The following is a 17,408-nucleotide window of genomic DNA, read 5'->3' as shown; positions in this document are numbered from 1 at the left end:
TCGTTCTCCCCCCCTCTGTTTTGGTTTGCCAACAAACCAAAATGGAGGGACATGAATGAAAAAGATGAATTTGCGGGATATGTATCCTTTTATAAAGTCGGATGTATGGGTTGATGTAGATGAAGAAGTTGCCCACGAAATGCGGCGATTCGACTTGGAAGAGGGTGCTTACAGACTTCGAACATATCGCCATCGGGCCTATTATTCGCTTGATCGCAACGATGGGATTGAGCAGCATGTTTTATTTCTTTCGATTTCACCGGAGGAGTATTACGAACGCAAACTTTCACGGCAGCAACTTTATGAAGCAATGTGCCTTTTGCCGGAGAAATCTGCCAGGCGGATTTACGCCCATTATTTCTTGGGTATGAGCAAAGTCGATATTGCCAGAGCCGAGCATGTCGATGAGCGGGCGGTTCGTAAATCGATTCAACGGGGCTTGAAACAAATGGAATCCTTGCTCAAAAACATGTAATCGTTTCGTGGGAGGGTCCGATTTTCCTGCCAAAATGAACGGTTATATAGAGGACCATGTTCAGACAGCGGCTGGTTGCAACCAGCCGCTGCATTCTATACGAAAGGGGTATGTGACGATGCAACAGGTTCGGTTTCGAGATGATGAACACGAGAGGTTTTATGTTCAGATGCTGGATGAAAGGAAATGCAACGACGGCTATCACCGAGCATTGTTCTATACATTGGGCATTTCCCGAGAAACCAGAAGTCATATCCGTGATTTGTATGATTTTGCTAATGGCGGCATTAAGCCCGAAGGCCTTTCGGCCCCTTGGCAAACCGGCAGTTCCACTCGGGTATGCCGGCTCGCCTTTAATTTGTGGAATGGCTGGACCGAAGCGGGGGGCGAGCATCACTCCACTCCCCATGAATTATTTGATTGCAGCTATGCCCCCTACTTTTTTGAAGCGATTCGTCTTCGTTACCCCGAATATTGCCGAAGTCACGAGAGAACGTTCAAACGGCTGGCCGAACAAACCCGCTGAATGGCTGCCAACATTGGGAGTTGATTGGGACTATGAAAGAGATTAAAACAAGAGATGTTGTGAAAGACATCAAACGTTTGGATAGATTCCTGAACGTGTTGCCTCGTGTAAAGCGTTCAAGCGATCGTGCCAAGCGGCAGGGTGAGAATGACAAGACGACTTCCCAGTCTCCGGTTGAATATGCGCAGCGCGAGTCCGCAGCGGCTACGATAAAAACGATACGTGCCCAAATGGGGATGAGTCTGCATATCAACAAGAGATTGATCCGGCACATTCTAAAAAGGAAGCCGTTGCCAGATGGTAATTCTGTCGCAAGCCAGAGCCCAATTGATGTTAATGCGGAGTCTTCGATTACGCGTACACCGCGACTTGCCCGTAGGATACGTCTCCGGAAGCCGGTTGATGGAAAATACATCTTGTCTTCTGGCTCGCATTCAGGAAAACAACGATTTATACGAAGCCGGGTCAATGCCCGGCTTCTGCATCGTTCTCGAACAGGCCGCTTTCCTGAGCGGATGCAGAAAAGGGATATCGGCCCTCTAAAACCGGTCGGGAAGAAGGAAACATTCTCCGCCGCGGTATCTCGTTCAGCAAATGGACGCGTGAAACCGTTAACCCGAGTCCCCTCTGCTATATCAAAACAATCAGGTTATACGATCAAACGGAAAGTACGAAATTTTAAGACATTATCGCCATTTATAAAAAATGGGCATCGGCTAGAGCACGCTAACAATCATTCGGATGCTCAAACTGAAGGGAAAATGAATGCCGTCAAGGAAGCACAGCGGGCTGCGCAGATGGCGATGTCTGCCCGCCGGTCCATTCAAACCGCGCGAGCTATCGCGAGATTGAATCGCCTTATCATTAAAATGGTTGCAAGAGCCACCGCCCTGCTTGTCAAGGGATTGACTGCGCTTTTGGGATTCAGCGGTTCGGTAATTGTAGTTTTGTGCATTGTCATGGCGAGCGCCGCGGTCATTTCCTCTCCTTTCGGTATCTTTGTGTCTGGTGAAAATACGGATGCCGATGTAAAGCCGCTTACCCGAATCGTTCAGGAAATAGACGATGAATTTGCCGCCCGATTGGTAGAAATACAGCAATCCGCTGGCAATGTAGACCGGGTGGAATATCATTATCCCGGCAGCGCGGACAATACGCGGATCGATAACTGGATGGACATTATCGCCGTCTTTGCCGTGAAGACCGTCACGGATGCGGAAAACGGAATGGATGTGGCCACGCTTGATGCAACAAGAAACGGTATCATCCGATCGGTGTTTTGGGATATGAATTCGCTGGAATCTCGTGTTGAAACGATAGAACATAAGGAAACGGTTACGGTTGAACATGAGGACGGGAGCACCAGCGAAGAGACGATTACCCGACATGAACGCATTTTGCATATTACCGTCACTAGCCATACTGCGGAGCAACAGGCAGATACTTACCGCTTTACAAGTGAACAGATGGAACTTATGAAGGAAATGCTGTCCGAGGAGTTTCGCCCGCTTATGTTTGCGATACTTGGTAAAGATGCGGATATTGGCTTGACGCCGGAGCAGCTTGATTTGGTTCAACAGCAATTGCCCGAAGGTGAACTGGGCAGTGAAGCCGTCAAGTTGGCGCTGACTCGTCTAGGCGATCCGTACAGCCAACCGAAGGCCGGTCAGGACCACTTTACGGATTGCAGCTATCTCGTCCAATGGGCTTATCGACAACTGGGTATCAGCTTGCCGCGAACCGCCGCGGAGCAGGCCAGATTTTGCGTAGAGAATGGCCTGACCGTAAGCACGGCCGATTTGGTTCCGGGCGACCTTGTATTTTGGAGCTATGAGCGTAATGGAAGATTTATGGATATTACTCACGTTGGAATTTATGCGGGTGATGGCAAAGTTGTAGATGCCTCCTCAAGTCGTGGGCAGGTGGTTTATCGCGGGGTGTTCGATTCGGATAAACAAGTACTGTTTGGTAGACCGCATCTTTCAAGCGCTAATTGATGTTCTGAAGAGTTTTCTTCCCCATTCCCGAGGGCCGTTTGTCCCCTCCTTAAACCGAGCGACCCGCGCGCTTCTTTCATGGTGCTGAACGAGGAAGGCTGGATCGGCGCTTTGACCGCACCCGCGCCTTGTTCCATTTTGCGAAGCGAGATTTTCCCGAACACTTTCTCCGGCTGCACCAGCGCAAAAAACTTTACGCTCATTCGAATTACTTCTGGAATCTATTCCCTAACGAGCCATTCGAGTTGGTGCAAATATGAAATCACCTTGTTGCCCCTTACTTAGCACCGTTCTAAAAATATTGACAGATTCCAAAATTTGCATACTCTCTTAAAGAAAGGTACTAATAGAATGAAGCCCTTCTTCATTTATTCGTTCCCCAAGTTTTGTAAACCCGAAAACCATGAGTGCACGAGCATATATAGGGCTATTTGTCGCTTACCGCGATATGCTGGCTCGAGGGGTGGACCTGTCGTGTATTCACCGAGAGTCGCTGAGAAGTCGGTTGAGGTGAGCAAGAGGGCAGCCGTAGTAACTTGAATCTAATGATTCTTAACAATCTCCGCCGCGCCATGCTGCGTCCGATTATGAATACCAGACCCACGAAAGGAGGGTTACCGCCATAACTGGAAGACGATATCATACGCAGCGTTCAAATGGCGCTGGAACGGACGCAAATAGAAATGAAAGCGAATATTTACAATTTCGCGGATGCCTTCTATCGGAAGTACCCGAGGGAGTGGTCGAAATAAGGGCCGCTGGGACAATCTTTATTCCCATTTGGAAGTCAACATACAAGCTAAGGTCAAAGTTGTCCGTCCCGGCATGACCAACAAAAGCATATTCAAGCCGGAGCAGAGGTGATGATGGAATCATGTTATGGGAGGGATTGCTGTGCGTTGCCGCGTATGCGCGGAGCTACTCGTTGTGGCCTGGATCAAAAGACGATGGGAGAAGAAAAATATGCAGGATTGAATCGCGGGGACAGTTGGACGCGTTCTGATATGATAAACATCCGTTTCAAAAGAATAGCGCCAACCTTCTGTTCACGCTTAGAAAGCCTGTCAGAATGCTTGACGCTTTTTACCGCTCTCAAGTTTAGCGAAAAGTCAGGTTTTCTATCATGCAAGAGATTTTTGCTTCAAAGAAGTGGATAGAAGACTGGCTCTGCTGATCAGTTCTCGAAAAGACAACGAAAAAAAGTCAGGTACGAGATAGCCGTTTATGATTCCCACCGATGCGGATAATGTAACGTTTTGAATGACGACGGGTTGGGACAGGGCCGCCTCTAATTGCATGGCATCGTTCTCATTCCGGCATGTAATCACAATAAACTCATCCCCTGCATACCTGCATACATAATCCTGTTCGTTGGTTATTGTACGCAAGCGATTGGAGAACTCGACTAGAAAATCGTCCCCTACCGGATGCCCATGAAATTTGTTGATTTCACCGAAGTTATTGAGATCAATAAAGAGCAAACGGAAATGTTGGTGACGGTTCAGAAAATGTTCGCCGATATGCTGGATATAAGGTGCACGGTACAAACCCGTTAGCGGATCCACGATTTGGTTCAGCTTGCCTTGAAGCGCTACTCGGGTCACGATCCCGATTGCCTGTTCTTCATGAGTGACAAGCAAACGTTCAATGCAATGTTGTTCCATCACTTCTAAGGCGTCCCAGGCAAATCGGTCAGGCGAAATGCTGATCGGGTTTGGGGTCATCGCATCTGCCGCAATGCGATTGGGGTGGGAAGATCGGATATCCCGAGACGTAATGATCCCTACGATTGATCCATGATCTGTGACGACCAGCGAACCAATTTTAAGTTCATTCATCATGTCGGAGACGAACTGGACGCCTCGTTCCGATGAAACTGTGTAGACCGGGGACGACATGAATTCCGCCACCTTCATGACAACTCCACCTCCCGCTGAACGGACACCGAAATTTTCAGTTCGGAACGAAGGACCATGTTGTCGCTGATCAACCGGTCCGCTTCTTCCATTATGATTTGCATCAGCAAACGTTCGTCCAACATTTGAAGAATGGAGTTCCGAATCAAGACCGCTTCAATTTTGGCATGGTCCAATTTCACGATTGTAAATTGTTCCGGCGATAGCGCCTGCGCCATTCGCTTTACCGCTTCCGGCCCGATCGGGGCTTTTTTCCCGATGATCAACAAATCCTGCATGGGTGGAACTTCAAACTCTGAAATTTTTAAAGAGAGCGTTGCTTTGCGGAAATAGTTCAGTTTATCCTGCATCCTGATTACTCCTTCATGTTCGGGTGAGACTTCACGTTCGACCGTTTACGTTAACCGATTCGGTTTTCCGAATAAATAGCCTTGTCCCATCTTGATACCCAAAGACAGCGCGGTATCCAAATCCTCTTCTTTTTCGATTCCTTCCAGGATCAGATTGGCCTCGTCATTGCAGTACTCGGCAAACAGTGCGACAACTTTTTGTTTTTTCCTGGATGTACTCAAGTCAGAAGCAAAGAAGCGGTCGATTTTGATAAAATCAGGCGAGACGTCCACAATATTTCGAAAAGAAGTTGTTCCATCTCCTACATCGTCCAGGGCTATCAGGAAATTCAGTTCACGCAGCAATCGGATGGCATCTCTGAAAGAAGCGCTTTTCCATAAGAGGCCCTCATAAATGGACTCGTTAATCTCAAATACGATTTGGTTTCTATATAGCTCGAATCGCTCGGCAAGGGAGTCGAGTAAGTCGATAAATAAAGGCGAGACCAAAGTTGAAGGGAATATGTTAATAAACAACAGGTTATGTTCCCGTGAGCCCGGAAATTCGAAGTAGGCTGAAATCGCCTGGAAAATTGAAAAAGAATCGACTTCGAACAACTTGTTCTGCTCCATGGCGCGCTGAAATAAAAGATCCGGATTCATGTTGGAGTTACTGCGAATGAGGGCCTCGTAACCAAGGATTCTCTTTTCGGGAAACCCCAAGATGGGCTGGAACACATGATAAAAATCGTTTTGTACTATTAATTGTTCAATATTCGGCATCGAGGCTACTCCCTTTGCTGGAGAATCAAAATAAGAAGCCACCCCGATTTGGGGCAGCTTTGAGCTCGGAAGCAATAATTTCGGCAACCCAGCTACCATAGATATCATCCTTAGGCCTGAAGTTTTGCGCCCCCATTTTTCAATGGGTTTGCCGTTTCGTTTTTTATGATCCTGAAAGAAAGGGATCAGCCTGAGGACCTACGAATAGAACCTCCCCCTTTTGAATGAAGTTGGATCATGTACGACAAAATCCTTCTTTATACCCAATAATTCGCGCAAAAAGCGCCAACTCCTTCCAAACGGGTGTTCCTAAGAAACCGTATTTATCCAAAAAATCGGTAAAGACTTGCCATTTAACATAGAGAATCGCGGTAAATAAGCAGCAAGCGGTTGGTTCAGATCGTCCCAACCGCTTGCTTTTTTCATAGCTTGAATCACTTTTTACGAATCTTCGGTTGCCGGTTCCAACAGTTCCCGTAAAATACGATACGCTTGTCGCTGTTTGGCATCGTTGTGTTTGAGCAATAAGAGAATGCTGGCCCATAACCATTTTTTTTGTTGCAAATTGGCCTCTTTCTCGTCGCTGAATAAATCGTATACGCTCATATGTAATGCCAAAGCAATTTTTTCAATTGTCTGAAGTTTGACGTTTTTTTCGCCGCGTTCAATCTGACCAAGATATGTCGCGGCCATGCCGATCGATTCGGCTAGTTGTTCCTGAGTCAAATTTTGCTCCATGCGGTATAGGCGAATTTTTGCTCCGACTATTTGTGCAAAGGTAGACATAATGTCCCTCACAACCCCTCTCTATAGTAAAGTGTAGTCAAAGCAGTCGGAGGGATGGAGTACTCTTAAACTACAGTCCATTCAATTGATTGTACCTTTAAAATCTTTGCGATATAATTTTCCAAAGAGCTTATTTTGTCACAAATTCCTTTAAGCCAATATTTTCGATAAAAAGGAGTCAGAAGTCATGCATCATGTCATGATAGCTGCGCAGACTGTATTGTTTGGGAATCGGCAGGAAATCGGCTTGAGCCATAATCAAGTGGTCCAGCTTTCCAAGGAGATTACAAGACTGACTCGATTATTGGAAAGCGTAAGTCAACAGACTGAGAATGGAATGCGAGAAATAAGGGGAAGGGTTGCCACGAGGCTGCTCAGCAAGGAACAACTGCTCGAATGTATAGCGACAGCTTGGGACATGGGACTTGAAGAAGAGTTTGTTGCTTTTTTGTTCAAGGAGCTGCTATGGATGGAATCCGATACGGAATTGTCCGAAATGGAATAGGAGGTTGTCTTCAGAGAGAAAGCTTGATGGATGTAAAATGGTTACGGCATTGCTGCCGACGTGGAAGCGCGATTGATCGGATGTATCAATCACGCCGCGAATCCATCATTTGAAAATCGGAATTTTCAACATCTAGGCTTGACTGGGCTTTAACTTGTACCTCCCCGTATTGGTCAGTTGAACACCGATTCGTATGTTTCGTAAAGAATCCTCATGCAGCACAAAATGATTTTCGTCTTCGATCCGGTGCCATACCGAGGGATAGCGTCGAAACAACGACTCGCCCAGATTATAAACATCAACCTTCCGCTCAAAGCCTTTCCGGTAAGTATGGCGAATTTGTTCTTCAATCTTTCGTTCGGCCAGGTCGATCAATTCTTTCTCGGACATTTCCTGATGCAATTCGTTAATGCCTGCCTTTACCGTTAGCTCGACGTCAAAATAAACGCGAAGATCTTGAACAGACGGCTTGATGCGCACTTTTGGCTTCTCCATGACCAATACAGCCGCTAACGATTTTTCACGTTCGAGAGAAAGCGGCACGCGAACCGTCTTTTTATGCATCCAAGGCAATCCTTGCAAATCGTCCGGATCCAATTCTCCATGGTACCGATTGTTCCAAAACACGGTTATACCTGCATATTCTAACAACGGATGCGTTTTTCTGCTTACTTCCCACTGATTTTTCTCAATCCGTAGAGCAGGCAGGTAACTCATCCGCGAATCTTCTTTCAGCGTCATGACAAATTGATACAACCTGATCAGTGAAATGATCGATCGTTGCCGATACTGGTCCTCCGGATTGTGCAAAATGGACATCATCGGAGACTCATTAAAGAACGGAGTTGAGTTGAAAATATCTTCAATCGATTCTTTGGTACTGAAAACCCAAACCAAATAGCGGATTTCCCTGTAACGGTTCAGCAAATCCAATACATCTTGAAATTTATTCTGTTTCAGAATGTGTTCGTTGAACACGAGCGTGGAAACATGACCCCAAAACACTCTTTGTTGCGACGTCTCATATAAATTGTTTGCAGCTTCCGTAAACGATGCGCCTGTTCCTTTACCGACCCATACAGGTGCTTCCCTCGATTTTTGTTGTCCTTCCAACTTGGCGACGCTGGAAAAATCAATAAGTTGCAAATACACAATGTACTTTCCGTCACGATAATCGAACCCGATGGCGGTTGCATAACTAATATTTTGAATTTCCTTAATATTCCAGCAACCGGTCGTGATGACGAGTAAAGCAATCAAGATTCCTGTTATTTTCATGCCTTTCATTTTGATTGTTCTCCCCGGTTTGTATCGTCAATCGTATGAAGCATCTCCGGACGCTTTCTCTTCCACGCTAATGGCAACCGAAACAAAGCATGCGGTAAATCTTTAAAAAACGGAGGAGACATCGGGGCCAGATACGGAACCCCGAAAGACTGAAGAGACGCCAGCAAAACCAGCAACAAAAATACGCCGAGAAAAAAACCGTATAAACCGAATATGCAAGAAAATAAAAACAGTATGATTCTCAGTATGCTCACCGCACCTCCTAACGCCTGATTGGTAAGTGTTGCGCCGAATACATGCGTGATCGCGCCGATGATCACGATTCCGGGCGACAAAATTCCGGCTCGAATGGCTGCATCGCCCAAGATTAAGCCTCCTACAACGGTAAGTGTCGAACCGATAGAGGAAGGAAGGTGAACGCCGGCCTCGCGCAACATTTCAAGAAAAATGAGCGCAAGAAACATCTCCAGGCCGGTGGATAAGGGGATCCCGAGACGATTCACGGTCAGCGTCGCCAGCAAGTAAAATGGAAGCTGGTCTTGATGATAAGAAAGCAGGCAGAGCCAAAATGCGGGAAGCATGAGCGACACGAATAAACCTAACAACCGCAACATTTGTCCGAACGTTGAGGATAACGCTGTAAAATGAATGTCTTCCGGCGTTTTGATCAGGAGCATTAAGTTAGCCGGGCCAATTAATGCCGCCGGCGTTCCGTCCACCAATATAACAAATCGCCCGTTCGTCAAGCAGTTGACGGTAAAGTCGGGTCTTCCGGTATACGCCATAAGGGGAAATAACGCCCATGTCGGTTCAATCATTTCTTCAAGTTCCGTAGCGCTGAATACTCCGTCTATCGTTATCTTCTGCAGGCGCTGTTTCACCTCCTGTATGACCTTTGGATCGGCGATATCGTACATATACATCAATCCGATCCGGGTTTGCGTACGTTCGCCAAGCACCATTTGCTCATAGGCTAACGAAGGCGATTTAAGCCGTTTGCGGATGAGCGCGGCATTGGTGGCCAACTCTTCCACAAAACAATCCTTGGCTCCCCGAACGGAGACTTCGACATTTGATTCTTCCGGTTTTCTCGCCGGAAGCTTGGCAATATCAACGGAACAGATGATCTGAAGCGCAGGAATATACATGAGCAATTTGCCTTCAAACACCTGTTGTGTTGCTTTCCGTTGCCAATTATCATCCGGCAGACGTTCCAGTTGAAGCTGACTCGCCGTTTGAAGCATGCCCGCGTCCGTAAAGCCGTATGTCTCATAAAAACGTTGCAAACGGGGAAGCACCACCTCATGAATCATATGTTGGCTATCGCTCATCCCTTCGCAGAAGACGAATAGTACGGTTGAACGTTCCTCCAGTGCGTTCAAGGTGTAAGTATGATGCTTGACATCGGCGCAACGATTGAACAAATTTAAAATAACTGAAGCATCGGCCAGTTCAACGGCTGGCCGTTCGGAAGTTGAAGGGGATGGTTGAAAAGAGTCGGCGACAGATTTTTTGAAAACAAACGGCCTCAACCCCCTTTTGAACATGGGAATTCACCTCCTCATTCTGTTGGAAATCCAGATTTTCGCGACAAACAATGCCGTCAAGCCCAAAGCAGAGTAAACAGACGCCGGGAAAAACACGCTCCCAAGAAAATCGAGGAACAGTGCATCACTCACGGGCAGCACAACGACAACGATCATCAGCGCGCCGTATAGGATGAGCCACGGCAATCGCTTGCCCGGTTTCCAAATGTCAACCATAAGAAACAGGGCCAGCGAGACGCGAACAAACGTGCCGGAAAGCCACTGGTAGATGGAGAAGAAATCAAGGTGCGAAATATATTGCCCGAGTTGAACCAAACGCCATTGCTCGTATGCAGGGTAGCGTTGATTTGCCGCCTCAGCAGGTCCAAACACGGCGATGGCACCCATCAGCGGTCCCAGAATCAATCCGGCAAGCAGCACATTCACCAGCATGAGAGTGCCGAAGCGAGGACGTTTGGATAAATGCTCCTGATAAAAAAGGATGCAGATGATCTCCAAAAGCCCCCCAGCCGCATATAATGCGCCTTTCCATACAGGCTCCCACCCGAACTCGAAGACCGGAAACAGCAGGCTGTAATCCTTATACTTGTAGTTGGCTGTCATCACAAAATCGCCGAGCACGATCACAACCGGGAGCAAAATGCCGGTGACGATTGCAATCACGCGCAACCCGGCATATGCCGCCAATAGATTGCATCCGACTCCCGCAAGTACTAACGCCAAAGCAGGCGTCTGCGGCAAATAGGAGGCAATCGTCCATGTGATGGTGTCTTTTAGCGAAATGGCGCCCATTACGAACATATATATCGTGAAAAAAACGAGCATACCGGTTGCAGGCAGTTTGCCGAAATGACGATACAACCAGGTTTTGACCGGCGTCCCGTTCATGTTTTTGAGAATATAAGATAAACAGGCGATCCAGACTGGCGATGCTGCCAATACGGCTAAAACGGATACCCAGGCATCCCTTTTGGAAGCAGTCAGCAGAAGCGGGATAATAATCACGTGATTCAGAATGCCTATCGCCATCAGGATCACCATGTATCCTTGCAGCAACGAAATTTTTTGATTGACCGATGCGATACTTGTCACCACTTTCAGATGAACCTCTTCTTATGCTTTCCAAATCCCCCCCCTTTCTAAAACAACGTGCATGGATGGACCAATAGCATTTTAATTCAGATGAACGGCAACGAAGGCTGACGACTACGTTCGTAGTATGCGAATCCGACGAAAGGCAAGGAGTTGGACCGTTGTTGTCGAATATGTCCGTAATGTGGTCATGAAATTGCATTGAATGTGCAACAATCGGTATCGCGCATCTAGCAACCTTATCCGCGGTTCGAGCTCGCCCGGACGCCAACGTCCGTCCTTTGATCCGATGTATGGGGGGCTTTTCCATTGGGCTTCCTCATGCCGAAAACAAGCTGCTTTCCTGGAAAACGAACAAAGAAAAAGAAGTCTGCGCTTTTTTGATCCATCACGAAGAGACGCCCGCGGATACCGCGCTCATCATTGAGTCGATTTGGCCGGGGTACGATGTGAAAAAGGCGAAAAGCTACTTGTATACTTGTCTGTCCTACTTGCGGAGAAGCTTGCAGGAGCATGACGTCCCCATAAGCGTAGACAAAGCCGGAAACGGGTTCACGATCCGGCTGGACGGGGCGGCTGCCGATGTGACGACATTCGAGGGGATGCTGGACGACATGTTGTCCGAATTTCCCGCCAGCAGCGGCATCAACGAATCGATCTATTTGGGGTATGTCGCGCAAGTTTCCGGGCTGCGCGACAAGGCGCTCACGCACGACTTGATTACGTTACAGCCTTTCTGATGATGTGATTGTATTTTGTCGGCTAGTACTCCCAACGGAAAAACGATTATTCCCTGATCGTATTCGGGCTGGTGTGCATGTTTTTCGCCCTGTTCACCAGCACGCGCGGCGAAAGAGTGTTGTTCAGCCTGTTCGGCTCCGTTCCGTTCTGGCTGTATCTTCGCATTCAGATGGTTTCGGCGATTGGCGCGGCATGGGATTTCTCCTGTACGTGTATACGGCGTTCCGTCCGGTTTACTCCTGATGGTTGATCCGGATCGGGTTGATATTTGGGACGGTTCTGGCGGTCTGGGCAATCGGCTTCATCCCCCGTTCGCGACGGATCTGTTTAGGCAACTGGTCACGATCTACGCCACCTTCCCGCAAAGTGGAGGGGAGCCTGTATCTGGCCTTCGCCGTGATCGCCCTGAACGTCTTTGCGCTGGTGCAAAATCTGAACGTCTATTTCGCCGTACCGGTTGATTCGGTGCCTCCGTTCGAACCGCTCGTGTACCTGCTGATGCTGGCATTGCTCATGTCGCTTCGCTTCTCCAACGCATTCCGGAAAATCGAAGAGCTCTCCGTTCAATTGCTGAAAGCGGACAAGCTGAAAGACGAGTTCCTGGCCAGAACGTCGGATGAGTTCAAGTCGCCGTTGCACGGCGTCATGCATATCGCAAGGTCGATGCTTGACAACGCCAATCATCCGCCGACGGCGGAGCAGCGCGAGAAGCTTGAATTAATCACGAGCATCACCGGCAGGCTTTCGCAGCTGGTTTACGATATTCTGGATTTTTCCAGGCTGAAGCAAGGTGAATTGGCCGTCGATTCGATGCCGGTCGATGTCCGCCCGGCTGTCGAGATGCAGGTGCGCATCTATTCGTTTCTGTGCGCGGACCGCAACATCCGGCTCGAAAACCGTGTCCCCGAACATTTGCCCTATGCGATTGCCGATGAAAGCCGGTTCGGCCAGATCGTCGGCAACCTGCTCGGACAACGCGGTCAAGCATACGGTGAACGGGAGCATTGTCGTCACAGCGGCGGAGAATCGCAGCATGATTGAAGTTTCGGTCAAAGATACGGGGGAAGGAATCGAAGCGCAGCACATCCCGCACCTGTTCGAAGCGTTCCAATTGTTTGATGAGCGAGCGGAACGCCGGGGCTTCGGGCTCGGGCTGTCCATCGTCAAACAACTGGTCGAGTTGCTAAAGGGAACCGTAACGGTATCTTCGACGAAAGGCGTCGGCACGACGTTCACATTCACCCTGCCGATCGCAGGCAACGCGGGAAACCGATAGCGGCTTCCCTGTTAAGCGAACGTCCGGTCAAAGCACCGGAGTACGCTTTCGTGACGCCTCATTATCTGAATTAAAAAGGGAAGCATACCAGCGGTCGATCTGGAAGTGGCGTTTCTGCATTCGCAGATCAAGCCGCATTTTTTGTACAACGTCGTTGCATCAAGTTATACGGATGCGGAACGTTCGCGAAAATTGACCGCGGATCTGGTCGATTATTTGCGAGGCAGCTTCCGGTTAAGCCATATGGAGAAGCGGATCGCTTTCGTGAAGAGTTCAACCTGATCCGGACATACGTCGATATTGAAAAAGCGCGCTTCAAGGATCGCTTACAATTCGAGGATGTACCGGGTGAGCATCCCTCCCCTGCTGCTGCAGCCGCTCGTCGAAAACGCGATTCGGCACGGGATCGGCAATCGGATAGAAGGCGGAACGGTCAAATTGACGACTTTTGAAACGGAGGGCGAATATTGGTTTGTGATTGAAGATAGCGGTGTCGGCATCGAGAGCGAACAGCTAAGTCGACTGCCGGCTTCCGGATCGGACAGGCGTCAGGGCGTCGGGCTGCTGAACATCAACAAGCGTTTGAGACACGAATACGGCATGGATCTGCGGATGTACGGTTATGCTAGCAGACGCACTGAGATTGGAGGGAACTGATGCAACCCTTACCTTCACGGATCAGACGAAGATCGGTGACTGGCCAACCAGGCGGTTGCTCTCGCTGTAAAAGCGGGAATCGTCAGCGGGTACGAGGACGGCAGCTTCCGACCGGATGCTCAGATCATCCGAGCGGAGATGATATCGATGATCGCAAAACCGCTGAAAGTCTCACTTAATTCGCATACAACAACGGGCTTTGCTGATGACGAAAACATTCCGAGGTGGGCAAAAGGCTCGGTGGAAACGATCCGCAAACTAGGTATTATTGACGGCCGAACGGCAGCAAATTCGTTCCGGACATTACGGCCACTCGGGCGGAAGCGGTAGCCATGCTGCTAAGGTTACAGGAACGAAGCGGTTACGGGTGTTTCAAAGACGACCGAGATGTAAAGGAGATGCCCCGAGGCATCTTCTTTCGTAGCCCTGCGAGCTTCCGGATTATGCTTAGTGGTGATGAAAAAGACAACAACGGACATGGGGCAGTATAACGAATGACGACAAGTTCCAACAGGAAAAAGGCAAACCAGTGCGAAAGACTGTGACGCAAAGCCACGGGTCTTCCGCATGCTTGCAATGATCGCCGGGTTACCCTCTCTAATGCTGTCAGGAAAAGGCACGGCCTTTCGAGGGTACGTGTCTTTTCGTTTTTCCAGAACAATCAACGAGGTGATGAAAAGATGGAGGAGCGTGCAAGTTATGCCGTAGAAGTTGATGAAGTCGTTCGTTGGAAAGAAGGCAGGATACAAGTATTGCTGGTGGACAGCGACCCCATTTGGCAACAACGGACGGCGGGGCTGATCAATACAGAGCCGGATATGAATATATTTCATATTGCAACAGATAAGGAATCAGCCATTCGAGCCAGCGCGCAATTGGATTTAGACGTGATGATTCTTGATCTGATACTTCATTCATCGCAACAGGATGGACTCCATACAATTTCCGAAGTTCTGAAAATGAAATCAATGCCAATCATTATCTTGACCTCCCTCTACGAGCCTGAAATCATTGTGGAAGCTGTGCTAGCCGGGGCGATCAATTATATTACCAAGATAAACTATGCTGATGTCGTAAATGCCGTAAGGGAAGCGTATCGGGGGCAACCTTCTCTTCATGCCGATGTTGCATCCATTATCCGTAATGAAATTGGGCTGGATAAGCGAAAAGAATTACATCGAATGCTGACGCCCACTGAAAAAGAGATCTTGCAGTTGATCGGTTGGGGCTATAGACAGCCGGTGATCAGAGAGTTATTAGGCGTCACAGCGAACACCATGAAATCGCACGTTCGTAACATCATTCGAAAATTCAACGCTTGCTCCATTCATGAAGCGGCGGAAAAAGCAAAACGAAGAGGCTTGTACGATCGGCATGATCGAATCATGTGTTAGCGATTCGTACTCGATTCGAGTCATTTTGCGTTCATTCGACACTTTATGAATTGATAGCGTGATGAAAAAATCACCCTCCATATTTAAGCGCTTTATAGGTAAAATGGTAGGTGCAGATGGATATTATTAGGAGGAATTTACCGGAGGTGAGAGTCGTAAAAAGCGGAACGAAGGTTGTGAAAATAGTACCTTGTCAACTTATGCCAAACTAGAAAAGAAGGGAAGATGACGATAGAAATGGAGAGTGAACAAAGTACAACGAAGTCGATTGACTGCCGAAACTGGCGGAAAACGTTAGGAAAGCATGCACAGCAAGGAGGGATTTGTGATGTCGCGGACCCGGTCTCCATTCCCTACGAGAAAGTTGAATCATGGCTAAAGTCCTATAAGGACTGGAAAGCGAGATTGAAGTATGTTCAATCCGAACTCACTTACATCCCAGAATTGACGCGCACCCTGGATATGGTTGCGGCTCATAGCAGCAGAAAACAGGAAACGGTATTGCGAACGGTCATTCGACGCATACAGATCACTGAACATGAAATCCCATTGTTGCTATCCAGAATCGGTCTGATCGACTACGCTCTCACGGCGCTCACCTCGGAAGAGGGCTTATTTGTTCGGTTGAGATATTTTGATAATCTGGGTCCTCAGAAGCCATGAGCCGCCTGGCACTTTCCCGCCGCGCATACTTCTATCATCGGAAGCGAATTTTACGCAAAATCTACATGAAAATCAAAGATCGGACGGTTTTGCTGGATTTGGAGTCTTCTCAAGCAGATTGAATGAATTCAGAAGATTCGTTGCGCATAGATCTGTCCCAGTAATTCAATTTTGAGGATTGGAGTGCCGGAATTGCATCGAACATGCACCGAACGCTGCACCGGATGTGCCTTTTTTTGCACGAAGTATGCACACGATATGCACAGATTTCGTGTTATGATGATAGCGTGGACAGACAGTGCAGCGGTAGCAACAAGAAAACTCTGTGGTCACTCTTTATCAAGCGTCGATTCTTTCCCTGCTACCCAGCGGAAAGGATTACGGCGCTTTTTTTATTGTGTCAATGCGGTCGTCGGCTAAATCCCGGTTGCCAAGGAGCTGAACCAAGCTTAGGGCAGCACCATACATCATAGCCCGCCTAATTTCTCACTCGGTGTTGCCAGGTGAGAAAGAGGGTGAAGGTAATGTATCCCTATTGCTCTTAACTGCAAACGGCGAATTAATCGGCAAGAATGTAATCCAATTGGCCTGGTCGCAATCGCGCGTTGGCGCTCTCTGCGGGTGGGTCTTTTTTGTTGTGCTTCCTGCTTGTCGGGGAGCGTTGGCTGTCGCTCCCCCCCCTCTGTTTTGGTTTGCCATTAAACCAAAATGGAGGGACTTGAATGAAGAAGATGAATTTGCGAGATATGTATCCTTTTTTCAGGTCGGATGTATGGGTTGATGTAGATGAAGAGGTTGCCGATGAAATCCGTCGCTTTGACTTAAAAGAGAGCGCTTACAGACTGCGGACGTATCGTCATAGGGCCTATTATTCGCTGGATCGCAACGACGGGATTGAGCAGCATGTTTTATTTCTCTCGATTTCACCGGAGGAGGTTTACGAGCGCAAGCTTTCACGGCAGCAACTCTATGAAGCTATGTGTCAATTGCCGGTGAAATCAGCCAGACGGATTTATGCCCATTATTTTTTGGGTATGAGCAAAGTCGATATTGCCAGAGCCGAGCATGTCGATGAGCGGGCGGTTCGTAAATCGATCCAACGAGGCTTGAAAAAAATGGAATACTTGCTCAAAAACATGTAATCGATTCGTCGGAGGGTCCGATTTTCCTGCCAAAATGAACGGTTATATAGAGGACCATGTTCAGACAGCGGCTGGTTGCAACCAGCCGCTGAATTCTCCATGAAAGGGGTATGTGACGATGCATCCGATTTGGTTTCGAGATGATGAACACGAGAGATTTTACGTTCAGATGTTGGATGCAGAGAAATGCAGCGATGGCTACCACCGGGCACTGTTCTATACATTGGGCATTTCCCGAGAAACCAGAAGTCATATCCGCGATTTATATGATCCTGAATTTCGAAAGTACTGC

Annotated in this window: 22 protein-coding genes and 2 riboswitches; of the genes, 15 read left to right on the top strand and 7 right to left on the bottom strand. The window is 48.2% G+C overall.

The window, feature by feature from the left end:
- Positions 1-55: 55 nt before the first annotated feature.
- The 4 genes from H7B90_RS04955 (at position 56) to H7B90_RS33640 (ending at position 3,750) form a co-directional block, all read left to right on the top strand.
- Positions 56-475 carry an RNA polymerase sigma factor gene (locus H7B90_RS04955; protein ID WP_036623422.1) on the top strand — a complete coding sequence of 140 codons (420 nt, stop codon included), beginning with the start codon at positions 56-58 and terminating at the stop codon, positions 473-475.
- Between the two features lie 118 nt (positions 476-593).
- The gene (locus H7B90_RS04950; protein ID WP_185134754.1) at positions 594-1,001 is read left to right on the top strand and encodes a DUF6075 family protein; all 408 of its coding nucleotides are present in this window, start codon (positions 594-596) and stop codon (positions 999-1,001) included.
- A gap of 32 nt (positions 1,002-1,033) precedes the next feature.
- Positions 1,034-2,998 carry a C40 family peptidase gene (locus tag H7B90_RS32510; RefSeq protein WP_221481913.1) on the top strand — a complete coding sequence of 655 codons (1,965 nt, stop codon included), beginning with the start codon at positions 1,034-1,036 and terminating at the stop codon, positions 2,996-2,998.
- 626 nt (positions 2,999-3,624) lie between these two features.
- Positions 3,625-3,750: a Ger(x)C family spore germination C-terminal domain-containing protein gene (locus tag H7B90_RS33640; RefSeq protein ID WP_376701715.1), complete on the top strand. Its 126-nt coding sequence runs from the start codon at positions 3,625-3,627 to the stop codon at positions 3,748-3,750.
- Positions 3,751-4,119: 369 nt separating this feature from the next.
- Here the strand turns inward: H7B90_RS33640 and H7B90_RS04935 are convergent, their stop codons facing one another.
- The 4 genes from H7B90_RS04935 to H7B90_RS04920 all read right to left on the bottom strand — a co-directional run bounded on the left by H7B90_RS04935 (position 4,120) and on the right by H7B90_RS04920 (position 6,812).
- Positions 4,120-4,914: a GGDEF domain-containing protein gene (locus H7B90_RS04935; RefSeq protein WP_127486781.1), complete on the bottom strand. Its 795-nt coding sequence runs from the start codon at positions 4,912-4,914 to the stop codon at positions 4,120-4,122.
- Entirely contained in the window at positions 4,911-5,264 is a 354-nt protein-coding gene (locus H7B90_RS04930; protein WP_185134752.1) for a hypothetical protein, read from the bottom strand. Before H7B90_RS04930 ends, H7B90_RS04935 begins: the two co-directional genes overlap by 4 nt.
- Positions 5,265-5,309: 45 nt before the next feature.
- Positions 5,310-6,125: an EAL domain-containing protein gene (locus H7B90_RS04925; protein WP_245347211.1), complete on the bottom strand. Its 816-nt coding sequence runs from the start codon at positions 6,123-6,125 to the stop codon at positions 5,310-5,312.
- Positions 6,106-6,189: riboswitch (cyclic di-GMP riboswitch) on the bottom strand. (Overlaps the previous gene by 20 nt.)
- A gap of 278 nt (positions 6,190-6,467) precedes the next feature.
- A complete protein-coding gene (locus tag H7B90_RS04920) occupies positions 6,468-6,812 on the bottom strand; it encodes a helix-turn-helix domain-containing protein (protein WP_079913921.1) in 345 nt (114 codons plus the stop codon).
- A gap of 187 nt (positions 6,813-6,999) precedes the next feature.
- Here H7B90_RS04920 and H7B90_RS04915 point away from each other — a divergent pair, with 187 nt between their 5' ends.
- Positions 7,000-7,317, top strand: coding sequence for a hypothetical protein (locus tag H7B90_RS04915; RefSeq protein ID WP_127486787.1), 318 nt, complete (start codon positions 7,000-7,002; stop codon positions 7,315-7,317).
- 132 nt (positions 7,318-7,449) lie between these two features.
- Here H7B90_RS04915 and H7B90_RS04910 read toward each other — a convergent pair whose 3' ends face one another.
- From H7B90_RS04910 to H7B90_RS04900, 3 genes are read right to left on the bottom strand one after another with little or no spacing between them, the layout of a single operon-like run.
- Positions 7,450-8,604: a Ger(x)C family spore germination protein gene (locus H7B90_RS04910; RefSeq protein WP_185134751.1), complete on the bottom strand. Its 1,155-nt coding sequence runs from the start codon at positions 8,602-8,604 to the stop codon at positions 7,450-7,452.
- Positions 8,601-10,151, bottom strand: a complete 1,551-nt coding sequence (locus H7B90_RS04905; protein WP_185134750.1) for a spore germination protein — start codon at positions 10,149-10,151, stop codon at positions 8,601-8,603. The genes H7B90_RS04910 and H7B90_RS04905 overlap by 4 nt, the downstream gene beginning before the upstream one ends.
- Before the next feature lie 6 nt (positions 10,152-10,157).
- Complete coding sequence (locus H7B90_RS04900) at positions 10,158-11,246, bottom strand: GerAB/ArcD/ProY family transporter (protein ID WP_245954950.1); 1,089 nt, start codon at positions 11,244-11,246, stop codon at positions 10,158-10,160.
- Between the two features lie 446 nt (positions 11,247-11,692).
- Between H7B90_RS04900 and H7B90_RS04895 the strand changes: the two genes are divergently transcribed.
- The 10 genes from H7B90_RS04895 to H7B90_RS33625 all read left to right on the top strand — a co-directional run.
- Positions 11,693-11,983 carry a hypothetical protein gene (locus H7B90_RS04895; protein ID WP_185134749.1) on the top strand — a complete coding sequence of 97 codons (291 nt, stop codon included), beginning with the start codon at positions 11,693-11,695 and terminating at the stop codon, positions 11,981-11,983.
- A gap of 247 nt (positions 11,984-12,230) precedes the next feature.
- Positions 12,231-13,025, top strand: coding sequence for a sensor histidine kinase (locus H7B90_RS04890; RefSeq protein ID WP_146250302.1), 795 nt, complete (start codon positions 12,231-12,233; stop codon positions 13,023-13,025).
- A complete protein-coding gene (locus tag H7B90_RS04885) occupies positions 12,916-13,260 on the top strand; it encodes a sensor histidine kinase (protein WP_127486797.1) in 345 nt (114 codons plus the stop codon). Before H7B90_RS04890 ends, H7B90_RS04885 begins: the two co-directional genes overlap by 110 nt.
- Positions 13,261-13,365: 105 nt before the next feature.
- A complete protein-coding gene (locus H7B90_RS33635; protein WP_158289674.1) occupies positions 13,366-13,542 on the top strand; it encodes a histidine kinase in 177 nt (58 codons plus the stop codon).
- Between the two features lie 66 nt (positions 13,543-13,608).
- Positions 13,609-13,917 (top strand): sensor histidine kinase, encoded by a 309-nt coding sequence (locus tag H7B90_RS04875; protein WP_158289675.1) that lies wholly within the window; start codon positions 13,609-13,611, stop codon positions 13,915-13,917.
- Between the two features lie 39 nt (positions 13,918-13,956).
- Entirely contained in the window at positions 13,957-14,247 is a 291-nt protein-coding gene (locus H7B90_RS33630) for an S-layer homology domain-containing protein (protein ID WP_221481916.1), read from the top strand.
- A 180-nt stretch (positions 14,248-14,427) separates the two neighbouring features.
- Positions 14,428-14,513: riboswitch (cyclic di-GMP riboswitch) on the top strand.
- A gap of 84 nt (positions 14,514-14,597) precedes the next feature.
- Positions 14,598-15,311: a response regulator gene (locus H7B90_RS04860; protein ID WP_110843129.1), complete on the top strand. Its 714-nt coding sequence runs from the start codon at positions 14,598-14,600 to the stop codon at positions 15,309-15,311.
- Positions 15,312-15,536: 225 nt separating this feature from the next.
- Positions 15,537-15,974 (top strand): hypothetical protein, encoded by a 438-nt coding sequence (locus H7B90_RS04855; protein WP_146250303.1) that lies wholly within the window; start codon positions 15,537-15,539, stop codon positions 15,972-15,974.
- A gap of 722 nt (positions 15,975-16,696) precedes the next feature.
- A complete protein-coding gene (locus H7B90_RS04850; protein WP_110843131.1) occupies positions 16,697-17,116 on the top strand; it encodes an RNA polymerase sigma factor in 420 nt (139 codons plus the stop codon).
- Positions 17,117-17,234: 118 nt separating this feature from the next.
- Positions 17,235-17,408, top strand: a 174-nt coding sequence (locus tag H7B90_RS33625; protein WP_221481915.1) for a DUF6075 family protein, incomplete at its 3' end; no start/stop codon positions are given.

The sequence above is a fragment of the Cohnella xylanilytica genome, assembly GCF_014212175.1.
GTDB classification, from domain to species: Bacteria; Bacillota; Bacilli; order Paenibacillales; family Paenibacillaceae; genus Cohnella; species Cohnella xylanilytica.
This window is presented reverse-complemented; position numbering and strand designations above follow the sequence as displayed.

Bases quoted from the DNA above. Each gene is read 5' to 3' on its own strand.
- H7B90_RS04935 (WP_127486781.1), bottom strand. From the start codon at position 4,914: ATGAAGGTGGCGGAATTCATGTCGTCCCCGGTCTACACAGTTTCATCG.
- H7B90_RS04925 (WP_245347211.1), bottom strand. From the start codon at position 6,125: ATGGTAGCTGGGTTGCCGAAATTATTGCTTCCGAGCTCAAAGCTGCCC.
- H7B90_RS04930 (WP_185134752.1), bottom strand. From the start codon at position 5,264: ATGCAGGATAAACTGAACTATTTCCGCAAAGCAACGCTCTCTTTAAAA.
- H7B90_RS04905 (WP_185134750.1), bottom strand. From the start codon at position 10,151: ATGTTCAAAAGGGGGTTGAGGCCGTTTGTTTTCAAAAAATCTGTCGCC.
- H7B90_RS04955 (WP_036623422.1), top strand. From the start codon at position 56: ATGAAAAAGATGAATTTGCGGGATATGTATCCTTTTATAAAGTCGGAT.
- H7B90_RS32510 (WP_221481913.1), top strand. From the start codon at position 1,034: ATGAAAGAGATTAAAACAAGAGATGTTGTGAAAGACATCAAACGTTTG.
- H7B90_RS04910 (WP_185134751.1), bottom strand. From the start codon at position 8,604: ATGAAAGGCATGAAAATAACAGGAATCTTGATTGCTTTACTCGTCATC.
- H7B90_RS04885 (WP_127486797.1), top strand. From the start codon at position 12,916: ATGAAAGCCGGTTCGGCCAGATCGTCGGCAACCTGCTCGGACAACGCG.
- H7B90_RS04860 (WP_110843129.1), top strand. From the start codon at position 14,598: ATGGAGGAGCGTGCAAGTTATGCCGTAGAAGTTGATGAAGTCGTTCGT.
- H7B90_RS04855 (WP_146250303.1), top strand. From the start codon at position 15,537: ATGACGATAGAAATGGAGAGTGAACAAAGTACAACGAAGTCGATTGAC.
- H7B90_RS04850 (WP_110843131.1), top strand. From the start codon at position 16,697: ATGAAGAAGATGAATTTGCGAGATATGTATCCTTTTTTCAGGTCGGAT.
- H7B90_RS04915 (WP_127486787.1), top strand. From the start codon at position 7,000: ATGCATCATGTCATGATAGCTGCGCAGACTGTATTGTTTGGGAATCGG.
- H7B90_RS04950 (WP_185134754.1), top strand. From the start codon at position 594: ATGCAACAGGTTCGGTTTCGAGATGATGAACACGAGAGGTTTTATGTT.
- H7B90_RS04920 (WP_079913921.1), bottom strand. From the start codon at position 6,812: ATGTCTACCTTTGCACAAATAGTCGGAGCAAAAATTCGCCTATACCGC.